At 53.4% G+C, this 11,956-nt stretch carries 8 protein-coding genes and 1 pseudogene (1 of these 9 cut by a window edge); all 9 read left to right on the top strand.

Going from position 1 to position 11,956, the window contains the following annotated elements:
* A pseudogene (locus ACPV3A_RS20070) lies at nucleotides 1–116 on the top strand (L-fucose isomerase); it begins 1,692 nt to the left of the window's first position.
* Between the two features lie 12 nt (nucleotides 117–128).
* A complete protein-coding gene (locus ACPV3A_RS20065) occupies nucleotides 129–1,805 on the top strand; it encodes a ribulokinase (protein WP_426200780.1) in 1,677 nt (558 codons plus the stop codon).
* A 215-nt stretch (nucleotides 1,806–2,020) separates the two neighbouring features.
* Nucleotides 2,021–3,130, top strand: coding sequence for a glycoside hydrolase family 172 protein (locus ACPV3A_RS20060; protein WP_220684789.1), 1,110 nt, complete (start codon nucleotides 2,021–2,023; stop codon nucleotides 3,128–3,130).
* 45 nt (nucleotides 3,131–3,175) lie between these two features.
* The gene (locus ACPV3A_RS20055) at nucleotides 3,176–4,285 is read left to right on the top strand and encodes a DUF4185 domain-containing protein (RefSeq protein WP_426200896.1); all 1,110 of its coding nucleotides are present in this window, start codon (nucleotides 3,176–3,178) and stop codon (nucleotides 4,283–4,285) included.
* 76 nt (nucleotides 4,286–4,361) lie between these two features.
* On the top strand, nucleotides 4,362–5,759 hold the full coding sequence (locus tag ACPV3A_RS20050; RefSeq protein ID WP_194544854.1) for an ABC transporter substrate-binding protein: 1,398 nt from the start codon (nucleotides 4,362–4,364) through the stop codon (nucleotides 5,757–5,759).
* Between the two features lie 91 nt (nucleotides 5,760–5,850).
* On the top strand, nucleotides 5,851–6,738 hold the full coding sequence (locus ACPV3A_RS20045; RefSeq protein WP_071220435.1) for a carbohydrate ABC transporter permease: 888 nt from the start codon (nucleotides 5,851–5,853) through the stop codon (nucleotides 6,736–6,738).
* A gap of 21 nt (nucleotides 6,739–6,759) precedes the next feature.
* Entirely contained in the window at nucleotides 6,760–7,584 is an 825-nt protein-coding gene (locus ACPV3A_RS20040; protein WP_426200777.1) for a carbohydrate ABC transporter permease, read from the top strand.
* Between the two features lie 30 nt (nucleotides 7,585–7,614).
* Nucleotides 7,615–9,840 carry a DUF6259 domain-containing protein gene (locus ACPV3A_RS20035; RefSeq protein WP_426200775.1) on the top strand — a complete coding sequence of 742 codons (2,226 nt, stop codon included), beginning with the start codon at nucleotides 7,615–7,617 and terminating at the stop codon, nucleotides 9,838–9,840.
* Nucleotides 9,841–9,936: 96 nt separating this feature from the next.
* Nucleotides 9,937–11,955, top strand: coding sequence for a hypothetical protein (locus ACPV3A_RS20030; protein ID WP_220684794.1), 2,019 nt, complete (start codon nucleotides 9,937–9,939; stop codon nucleotides 11,953–11,955).
* Nucleotide 11,956: the final 1 nt, after the last annotated feature.

Raw genomic sequence — 11,956 nt, 5'->3', positions numbered from 1 at the left:
ACAACGTTCCGGAGGAACGGATATTCCGGCCAAGCGCCTGGACCGCCTTTGGCGGACTGGAACCGGTCTCGGCCGATTACCGGGCATGCGCAGCTTACGGTCCTTTGTACAAATAGGAGGCAGATAACATGAAGCAGTTATACACCATTGGCGTGGATTTTGGTACGGAATCGGGCAGAGCTCTGTTGGTTGATATCACGACCGGGCGAGAAGTTGCTACCCATGTGACGCCATACACGCATGGAGTCATGGACGAGGTGCTGGTCCACTCGGGTTTGAAGCTGGGGCAGGATTGGGCGCTGCAGCATCCAGATGATTACATAGAGGTGCTTCGGCAATCCATCCCGCGCGTGCTCTCGGAGGCTAACGTATCTCCGGATCAAGTCATCGGGATCGGCATCGACTTCACGGCATGCACGATGATGCCGCTGGATGCCGGGGGGACTCCGCTGTGCATGCTCGAGGAATGGAGGGACAATCCTCATAGCTGGGTAAAGCTGTGGAAGCATCACGCGGCTCAGGATGAAGCGAACCTGATTAATGAGGCCGCTAAGCGGCGAGGGGAGAAATTTCTTGCACGCTACGGAGGGAAGCTGTCCTCGGAGTGGATGCTTGCGAAGTCTTTACAGATTCTGAATGAAGCTCCCGAGTTGTATGAGCACGCTGTACTGTTTATGGAGGCTGCCGATTGGGTGGTCATGGAATTGACCGGTCAGCTCGCACGGAGCAGCTGCACCGCAGGTTATAAAGCCAATTGGCATAAACGGGATGGATATCCGTCCAAGGAGTTCCTCCAGTCGCTTGATCCGAGGTTCGGGACCCTTGTGGAGGCGAAACTGCGAGGCCCGATCAAGCCACTGGGTTCAAAAGCTGGCGGATTAACCGACTCGATGGCAGCTATAACCGGGCTTCTGCCAGGAACCGCGGTAGCCGTAGCCATCATCGATGCCCATGCCATGGTGCCGGCCGTCAGTGTCGTAACTCCGGGTAAACTGGTGCTCGCCATGGGAACCTCTACCTGTCATTTGATATTAAGCGACAAGGAAGTGACGGGAGAAGGGATTTGCGGTGTCGTCGAGGACGGGATCATCCCCGGTTATTACGGGTATGAGGCAGGACAATCGGCCGTTGGCGATATATTTGCCTGGTATGTGGATGAGGCAGTGCCGGAATATGTAAGACGCAAGGCTGCCGAAGATCGCCTCGGCATTCATGAGTGGCTTGAGAGGGGAGCATCACAATATGAGCCTGGCCAAACCGGCCTGCTGGCTCTCGACTGGTGGAATGGAAGCCGTTCCGTACTGATGGATGCCGATCTGAGCGGTGTCATCCTTGGATTGACCCTGCAGACCAAGCCAGAGGAAATATACCGGGCGCTTCTGGAGGCTACCGCCTTCGGAACGCGAGCGATCATCGAAGCCTTTACCGAAAGCGGCGTTGAAGTCCAGGAGCTCTATGCTTGCGGCGGATTGCCGCAGCGAAACCGGCTGCTGATGCAAATCTATGCCGACGTTACCGGCAAGGAAATCAAAGTAGCGGATACCGTCCAGACGGCTGCCTTTGGTGCAGCTATGTTCGGTGCCGTTGCGGCAGGCAAAGAGCGGGGAGGCTTTGAGAGCATCGTAGAGGCAGCAGAAGCCATAGCTCGTGTTCGTGAAGAGACCTTTAAGCCGATTGAGGCCAACGTGCGTGTATATGATCAATTATACAAGGAATATAAAGGACTTCATGATTATTTGGGAAGAGGCGAAAACGGGGTGCTGAAACGCTTGAAAGCATTAAAGAGCGGAAAATTACCGGAATGAATGAAAGATTGAACGCCTAAAAAAAACGCCTAAATAAACGTCTGGCCACGACGAAATATGGCCGGGTAGCATTGGACTCATAAACTGGGAATGCAGGTTCTGGAAAGATCTGCATTCCGTATTAACTAATTCTGCAATCGATGTCACAATTTGTGAAACGACATTACGAAGTACGTTCAACTATCATCCGCAAGCCAAAAAGGAGCGAATCATTCATGGACCATCAAGCAGCATTATCTTCACTCAGCCTTACCCGAACCGGAAAAAGAAAACGGGAATCCAGCTACGACCGTTCTGGAGGCAATAAAGACTACTTCTCCATCAACCCAGGCGATCTGACCGAAATTTGCAGCATTCCGGGCGCTGGCGCTATCACTCACATCTGGATGACAATGGCCAGCGACGTCCCTGCGGAGGAATTGTATTTGCCGCGAAAAATCGTTCTCCGCATGTACTGGGACCAAGAGACGGAGCCCAGCGTGGAAGCGCCGATTGGCGATTTTTTCGGAATGGGGCACGGGCTCACCAAAAATTATACGTCAGCGGCATTGATGATGAGTCCCGAGGACGGCAAGGCATTCAACAGCTTCTTCCGTATGCCGTATGCGGATGGAGCCCGCATTACGATTGAGAGCGAGGCGGAGCATCCAATCAAATTTTATTTCTATGTGGATTATGAGTCCTACGATAAGCTGCCTGAGGAGGAGCTGAGATTCCATGCCCAGTGGCACCGGGAAAATCCGACCGACGGTATTCCGGACACCGGGGTGGACAACGCCTTCTACGAATTCGGCGGCAAGAATACGACCGGCAGCGGCAACTATGTCATTTTGGACGCGGTCGGAAAGGGCCATTACATCGGCTGCAACTTCAATGTCCACAACCTGCGCGATACGCGGGAATGGAACTGGTACGGCGAAGGCGACGACATGATCTTCATCGATGGGGAACCGTGGCCTCCGACCTTGCACGGAACGGGCATGGAGGATTATTTCAACACGGCTTGGTGTCCGCAGCAGGAGGTGTGCACCCCGTATCATGGCATTATTTTGGGAGGGGGACCGAACTGGAGCGGCAAAATCTCCACGTACCGTTATCATATCCTGGACCCGATCATGTTCGAGAGCAGCATCAAGGTTACGATTGAGCACGGCCATAACAATCATCGTAGCGACGATGTTTCCTCAACGGCGTATTGGTATCAGGCAGAACCGCATCGCCCTTTCCCGAAACTGCCGAAGGTCGATAACCGATTGCCTCTGCCGCATATCAAGCCGCTTAACCCTGCCAGCATGAAACAGATCTTCGGCCATTCTAACCCTTGATATCAAGGGTGGGATATCGTATCGAAAGGGGAGATGAGCTTGAGGGTGAAAACGGCTTTGCTTGCCGGCCTATTCTTGCTGCTCTGCGGCTGCACGAACGGCAGCAAGGTGAATCCCCAGCTTGATGGAGCAGATAAGGAGTTTTTATTAAAAGGCATAACCGGCCTGGAACAAATTACGCAATTGACCGGCGAACCATCGCCTAATCGCACGGATCGTTACGCGGTGTTCGGGACCGACCTCGGTTCCATGATGAACGACGGGGAACGAACTTACTTCGTGTTCGGGGATACGTTCGGCGAGAGAGAGCCAGGACAGACTGGCGGAGGAGGCAGCTACTGGCGCTCCAACACGATGGCCTATACAACGGATGCGGAGGCGGCTGACGGCATCACATTTGAAGGCATGGTGGCGGATGAATTCGGAACGGCCAAGGAATTGCTGCCCTCAGCCAAAATCGACTACGAAGAAATGACGAAAATCCCGACCCACGGCATTGCGGCAGGAGGTGCGTTGTATTTGTACTACATGTCGGTCAAACATTGGGGAGATCCGGGGAAGTGGGACGCCAATTACAGCAGCGTCGCCAAATCGGTTGATAACGGAGAAACCTGGGAGCTGCAGGACCAGCTCCGTTGGCCGGGGGATGGCAATTTCATTCAGGTAAGCCCCTATAAGGTGGAGAATGACGCAGGCGGCTCGAACATTTATTTCTGGGGTATTCCAGCCGGGCGCTTTGGCGGCGTTCAGCTTATGAAGGTGGGGGAGGAGCACATCGAGAAGCAGTCCAAGTACGAGTATTTTAGCGGCGTGGATGCTGACGGCAATCCCCAGTGGAGCACCGATATGGAGGATGCAATAGAAGTGGTGGATGACACGGCAGGCGAGCTTTCGGTTGTATGGAATGCTTATCTGGAACGCTGGCTGATGACATATCTGAAGGAAGGTAGGGGTGTTGTCATACGTGAAGGCATAACGCCATGGGGACCATGGGGCAAGCCTCTGGATTTGGTCCGAGCCGAGGATTATCCGGGACTGTACGGTCCCTATATGAATGAGCGGTATACCGAGAATGACGGGCAAACGATCTACTTTACCTTGTCTTTATGGGATCCATACAACGTCTTCTGGTTTAAAGCCTCGCTGGAAAAATGAAAACGGATTCAATTCATGTTCGGTTTAAATGCGAATCGCATTTAAATAGTTTGATCCATTATAAGGAGGGTTCATGATGCAGAAAACAACCATCAGCTTCAAATCCTGGCGTGTTCCGTTCTCCGTAATTCTGGTTCTCGTACTGTTCATTACAGGCTGCGGCGGACGATCCGGCGGTCCCGGAGGGGGAGCATTAAGCAATCCACCGGAAAATGAAAGCGTAAACAACGGAGGCGGCGCCGGCGACAAAGTAGTGATTGATTTCTGGGCGCAAAAATTCGAGGATACCACCGATGCCTGGTTCAAGAAATGGGTCGGCGAATTTAACAAATCCCAAAGCGAAGTCGAAGTGAAGCTGACGATTGTTCCGGCTGACGCTTGGGACCAGAAGATGAAGGCAGCGCAAGCCGCGGGGAAAGCGCCGGATATCCGAACGATCAACTACGGCAATGTGGCCAACGCGGCAAAGACGGGTCAGCTTATGGCGCTGAACGATTTGATGGATTCTGCGGCATTCGATGATTTGTACGACAACATGAAGGATTTTGTAGCCGTCAACGGTCAGTACTACGCTTACCCGAAGCTCGTTGAACCGTCAGCCGTGATGTTCTATCGGAAAGACATGTTTGAGGCAGCCGGGCTTGACCCGAATCAGCCGCCGACCACGTGGACGGAGCTTCTGGAGACGGCTCAGAAGCTGACCAAGAAAGGCGTGTTCGGATTATCGATCGCGCAAACGGCTCCGGATCTGGGCTGGTCGAGCTGGGGACTGCAGTACAACGCGGCAGGACATCTTGCGGTGACGGAGGACTGGTCCAAAGCGGACGTGAATAATGAAGGATACAAGGCGCTCCTGGATTTTTACCAGAAAGCCTACCAGTCCGGCGTCATGCCGAAGCAGGCTCTGGCCGGATATGCGGATATCAAGCCTTTCGGCGAGGGCAAGATTGCCATCCAGATTTGCGGATCCTGGGCAATCGGACAGCTTCGCAACACCTATAAAGATATGGTTGGTAAAGTAGGGATCGCACCAATGGCATCGATGGACGGCGATTTGACGAAACCGACGGCAACGCTCGGCGGCTGGTCGCTGGCAGTTGACGGGAAATCCAAGCATCCGCAGGAATCGGCCGATTTCATCTCATACCTCCTCGCGGGTGATCCGAACATCATGATCGACTTTTTCAAGACGTCTCAATTCTCCAAGTTCTCCCCGCGCAAATCGGTGGACGAAGCGATGAAGTCCGATCCGGATGCATCGAAGGATGCATGGCGTTCGCTGGTCTCCGAACAGATCATACCATACTCCCAAGCGGAGCCGATCTATCCATGGGACATCAGCTTCGCGCTCGCCACCTCCATTGAGTCCGCCATGAAAGGAACGTCAGTGGACAAAGCACTGGAGAAAGCGGAGAAGGATATTAACGATTTCATTACCAAAAACAAGCTTGCCGGCACAAATCCGAAAAATTAGCGCTTAGGCGGCCATCGGGGATCAACCCTTCAAATACGGATATCCGATTTCGGATGGCTGCCTCATCCTTAGGTCATGGTGGTGACTCTACATGTTTAAGAAAAATTTCCGGCAGGATAACGGAGTGGCTTATTTGCTTCTCGCACCCATCGTCATCCTGCTAACGATCTTTGTCATCATACCTTTCTTCTATGCCCTGCGAGTGAGTTTCTATAATTGGAGCTTCTACCAGGATTCCACCTTTGTGGGCTTACAGAATTTCTATATGGTGCTGACGGATGACCTCTTTCTCCAGTCCATCTGGGTAGGGCTCAAGTTTGCCCTTATGGTCGTTCCGACGATGCTGATTCTCTCATTTCTGTTCGCCAACATCATTAAGAACCTGGGCTCCGGCTTCGCAAGCGTCGTGAAGACCTCCGTGTACATCCCAACCATCATTTCCGGGATCGTGGCATCGGTCATCTTCGTCTTTATCTTCGATTATGCCGGCGGCTTAGCCAATTATATCATCGGACTGTTCGGATATGAGCCGAAAGCTTGGCTTGCGGATGTGGCTACGGCGCTGCCCAGCATCGCCGCTCCTGCCGTATGGCTGGGCTTCGGTCTCACAACGCTGATCATGCTGGCAGGTCTTCACGATATTCCGAAGAGCTACTATGAGGCTGCGGAACTGGAGGGAGCGGGCACCTTTGTCCGCATGTGGTACATCACGATTCCGCTCATGCGCAATGTGATTCTGTATCTGCTCGTAACCGGATTTACGGCGCAAATCTCACAGTTCGAGCTGTCCCTCGTAATGACGGGTGGCGGACCGCTCAGCGAGACCACAACGCCGAACCTGTATATCTTGAACCATTTCCGCAACGACGTCATGGTCGGCAATTCCATCGCGGCATCGCTGCTGTTGTTCGTGGTTCTGGGCAGCATCTCGGCCATCATCTTCAGAGTATTGAATTCGGAAAAAGCGATCGACGGTTAGGGAAGACAGGAGGATAACTTGATGAAAACGTTCAACGGAGTTCAGAAAACATTGATGACACTTTTGACCGGTCTGGTGACAATTATGGCTCTGTTCCCGCTGCTGTGGGTCATCATCGCCGGGTTCAAAGACAAGGCGGAGGTGCTTGCCACGCCGTTCCGATTCTTCCCCAAGAAGTGGATGGTTCAGAATTATACGGACATTCTCGGCGATTCGGCCTTCATTCAGTCGATGCTCGTCACATTCGGGGGGGCGGTATTATTTGCAGCGCTGAGCTTGGCCGTTAATGCTACGGCGGCATACGTCTTCGCCAGGCTCGAATTTCGGTTCAAGACGTTTCTGTGGGTCTACGTCATCATCACCATGTTCATTCCCGGCATGGCGATCCTGCTGACCTCTTTCATCGTGGTGAATGAGATGGGCATGCTCGATACGCTTGCTGTGCTCGTATTGCCCGGGATCGCTTCTGCGGGACATATGTTCTTCATCCGCCAATTCTATCTGAATATCCCTATGGCGCTGGAAGAGGCGGCGCTGATCGACGGAGCGGGCAGGACCAAGATCTTTACCCATATTTTCATTCCCATGTCGTTCCCGGTCTTTGTCATTGTAGGCATCGGCTCCTATTTGGCCTATTGGAATTCCTTCGTATGGCCGACGATGACGGTTACCAACCCGGAGCTGTTTCAGATTATGCAGTATTTGTACACCTTCCGTTCCGAGCGTGCAACGGAAATGGGCATGCTGATGGCCGGATCGGCGCTTTCCTGTTTGCCGACCATTGTCCTGTTCCTCTTCTTCCAGAAGCACATCATTTCAGGAATCAAAATCTCCGGATTGAAATAGCGTTTCAATGCCAAAAAGTGGAGGTGGCGCATGATTATCATTGAGAACGGACACATTCGGGTTGAGATCAGCGAGCATAACGGAACGATCCAAGCCGTACGCGATCGCTTAAAGGGGATCGATTACATCGCGGACTCGGGCCGTGGCCGTACGGATCCGTTTCGACTTGAGACAGACGCGGGGTTTAGCAGTTCTTTTCAAAAGTTTGAATGGAGCCGGGAACGTGCCGCATCCGGGCATAATCAAGTTCGATTATGCTGGCACACGCAGGAAGGCATGATTGTAACCTCGTCCGTAACACTCACGGCGGAAGAGAACGGTATTGAATTCAAATGCGGGGTTGATAACCACTCGGAAGACAGGGTGCTAAGCCTGGAATATCCGATTGTCCCGAACATGGCCACGATTACGGAGGATGGCGAAGAGGATTATATTGCCCATCCCTTCGCGACCGGATTTGAAGTTAACAACCCGATGAAGGTTTTTGAAACGGACGGGATCGGGTTTCGTTTTATGCCGTACCCGGAAAGCTTCTCGGGGGCGACGATGCAGTTCTTTACCTATTACGGCAAGGGCAGGGGCGGGCTGTATTTCGCGGCGCTGGACGGCGAAGGCCATCCGAAATGGCTGAATTTCTACAAGAACGGGAATGGCATGCTGGAAGCCTCCGTGATCCATGGCTGCAGCGATATGGGACCCGGCAAAGGGATACGGCCTCATTACCCGGTACAGGTGTCGCTTCTGTCTGGAGGCGGGTGGTACGAAGCTGCTGACCGATACAAGAGCTGGGCCGTAAGGCAGAAGTGGTGTTCACGCGGCAAGCTTTCGGGCAGGGCTGCGAAGGAGGGCAGTCAATGGCTGCATGAGGACATGGGAGCAGCAACCTTCGGAATCAATGCGGGATCGGACCGCACGGCCTGGATTCAGAAATATCATGATAGCATCGGAACGCCGATGTTTCACATTCTGGGCCCCGACTGGACGCATCGGCCGCAGACGTTCGGCAGCGGCGTGCCGGGAGGATATGACGATTGGTTCCCGACCCGGTTCAACCCGGAGAACATCGCTCTGATTCGAAAGCTGGGCCATCGCTTCGCCCCGTTCGAGTTCGATTACCTGTACCATTTTGACGGAGCCGACGGAGAGCTTGGCAAGGAAGCCGAGCAGAAATTTCCCGAGTTGAAAAAAAGCGTGGATGCCTACCGCTTCCCGTTCCTCTGTCCGGCACATCCGTATACCCATGATTTTCATGTAAAACGGGATGCGGCGCTGCAGCGAAGCGACGATATCGATGCGATTTACTATGATATCTCCGCCAACAACATTCTAAAGGTCTGCATGGATGAAAACCATGGTCATCCGGTGGGAGCCGGCAGGATCATCGAGGAGGCCTACCGGCGGAACTATGCGGATACGAAGGCGGCCATGTACGAAATCGCGGAACGTTACATCCCTATGGGCACCGAGATGATCAATGAGACGATGCTCGATCTGATCGACTACTATCAGGCGCGGGCCGGAGGGCAGCCCGCAGCGCCGCTTGAAGGCTGGCCGATCCGGGAGCTGCTTAAGTCAGGCGATGCCCGCCTGATCCCGATGTTCACATACGTGTATCATGAGTACGGCGCGCTGAGATTGGACGGCTGGGGCAAGCTGACAGAGGAAATTGGGGAGCTGTACTATTTTACGGTGGCACGCACGTATCTCTGGGGCGGTGTATACGAATTGAATTACGAATACAGTCCGATGGAGGCGCTGGACGGGATCGAAAATACGGCGGAGGAGCATTACTACCCGTTTGATCCTCGCGGGTATGCCTTTTCGACGAAGCGGGCCGAGTATTTGGCGCTGTATGCACGGCTTCGGACCGGAGCGGCGAAGACGTACTGGTCGTATGGGACCATGCTTCGGCCCCTCTCCTTCGACAGCCCGCAGGCTTCTATGAAATGGTTTCACTATAACCATGGCAAGGAAACGCCGGAATATAACAATGCAGGAGTATTGCTGACCGATTCCGTTATCCATGCGGCATGGCAGAATGAGCAAGGCGATGTTGGCTTGTTCTTTGCGAATGTGAGCGAAGCGGAGCAAACGATACGTATAGATCTACGACCGGAAGACTACGGGAAAACGGCAGTGAGCGGGCGGCTGTACATGCTTACGGGAGAGCAGACCGTAGATTGCGATTCGCAGCAAGATGATCGGCGCTTGCTCTCGCTTCCAGCCCGAAGCATCGCGATGCTGGAGTTGACCTAGCCTTGAACTCGAGAATATAGATAATGGATGAATTTTGGCGTGATAAGATTTGACGGTAAACCAAATAGTCGGATAACGGGGAGAAGGGAGACATCCATGAAACGATTACCGGATTCTTTTGTGAAGCAATGGGTTTACGACGATATCGGGCAAACGGCGCCAGAGGTAAGTCTGTATCAGCTGGATGAAGAGACGATCCACTGCGTGCTGACATTCGAGCTGGAGCAGACGATTCAACAGGATGACTGGCAGATGCGTTTGGAGCCGGCATTCCTGCCTCATTTTCACTGGGCGCCTCATTTAACGCCGACTTCCCGTCATGTGATGGACCAGCATTGCTTTCGTTCGCCCGCGCTCATCGTTCATGACGATACAAGGACGCTCATGCTCATACCGGATCTGGATCTGATCACGAAGGATGCAGACGCTCGTTGGTACATGGACCTGGATGCCCCTAATAACCTGCTTGTCTTGGGAATGAGCCGAACTCGGGTAAGCGAGCATGTGCTGTTTGAGAAGGTGAATGGGGCTTCATATTCTTCAGGAACGATACGCTTCGGTTTCTATTTGAAAATGGCGGATCATGATCAGGCCGGATTGAACCCCTGGCGACCGTTGCTGCAGTTTTTATGGGATCGATGGGGCCATGCCCAATTCAGTCAATCGATCGATGGGGAGGTCCGCCTAGATAGCTATGTAAAGCATGCTTATGAATGGGCTTTTCGGCATTGGAAAGACACGGTATGGCAGGAATTCGAATGGGACGGACGGAACATAGGGGCACCGGTATTCATTGCCGATGTGAGTCAAAGTCCGAATTATCCGGGCGTGCCCAACGAAAGGGAGAGCCGATCGATCTGGAATCAGGCCTGGTTCAGCTCCCTTCGCTCGGCTCAAGGCATCTACCGATACGGTAAGGAACAGAACGATCCGGAGCTGGTTCGCAAGGCAATGCTTATGAAGGAGCTTGCGCTGGCGGCCCCGCAGCGAGGCGGGTTCTTTCCCGCCGTCATCGCGACGGAGATGAAGCGGGTGATGGTAGATGGACAGCAGGTCAATCGGTCCGGGAGCTGGGCGTTAGCCTTCTGGGGAAATTCCAATCGCAACCCGGTCGATCCTTGGGGGGCGATCGCTGCAGCGCCTTATCATGTGCTGGATATGAGCTGGACGGCGCTGCTCATGCTTCGATGGCATGATGAGCTCGAGCCGGATCCAAGGCTGTTGGAATATGCCGCGCGCTATGCGGATGCGCTCGTGGCCCTCCAGGACGAGAAGGGATATTTTCCAGCCTGGCTGGATCAGGATACGTTAGCACCGCTGGATATCCTTCGGGAGTCCCCGGAAACGTCGCTCTCCGTCACGTTTTTGCTTAAGCTGCACCAATTGCGCCCGGATTCCAAATACATGGAAGCGGCAGAGCAGGCGCTTAAGGTTGTTATCCAGGAGATCGTGCCGACCGGCAGGTGGGAGGATTTCGAGACGTATTGGTCCTGCTGCGGTTATGGGCGCGATGAGCTTCCAGGCAACAAAGTGGCTAGGAATAACATGTTCAAGCAATGTAATTTCTCCATGTTTTGGACGGCGGAAGCGTTATACCATATGTATAAAACAAACGGTGACAAACGATATATGATCGTTGGCCAACGTGTGCTGGATGAAATGCTGATGACGCAGGCTTCCTGGCAGCCGCCCTATCTGTACGTCGACGTAGTGGGCGGATTCGGCGTCATGAACTGCGACGGGGAATGGAATGATGCCCGGCAAAGCCTGTTTGCTGAGCTGATTCTGCAATATGGCGTGGAGTTGGACCAAAAAGAATATATTGAGCGCGGGTTAGCCGCTTTGCAGGCCTCGTTCGTCATGATGTATTGTCCCGAAAACGAAAAAACAAAAGAGCAGTGGGAGCGGGCGTATCCTTTCTTTAACGAGAAGGATTACGGCTTCATGATGGAGAATTACGGTCATGATGGTGTTGTGGACGAGGAGGGGCGAGGCATGGGGACATTCACCATCTTCGATTGGGGGAACGGTGCGGCAGCTGAGGCTTACCTGCGGATTAAGGACCGTCTGGGTCAAACGTTGAAAGAGCGGTACGGATACGATATCACATACTAAA

It is taken from the genome of Paenibacillus sp. Dod16, assembly GCF_049893405.1.
In the GTDB taxonomy this organism is placed as follows: Bacteria; Bacillota; Bacilli; order Paenibacillales; family Paenibacillaceae; genus Paenibacillus_AQ.
Note: the sequence above shows the minus strand (reverse complement) of the source record. Positions and strands in the feature narration are given on the sequence as shown.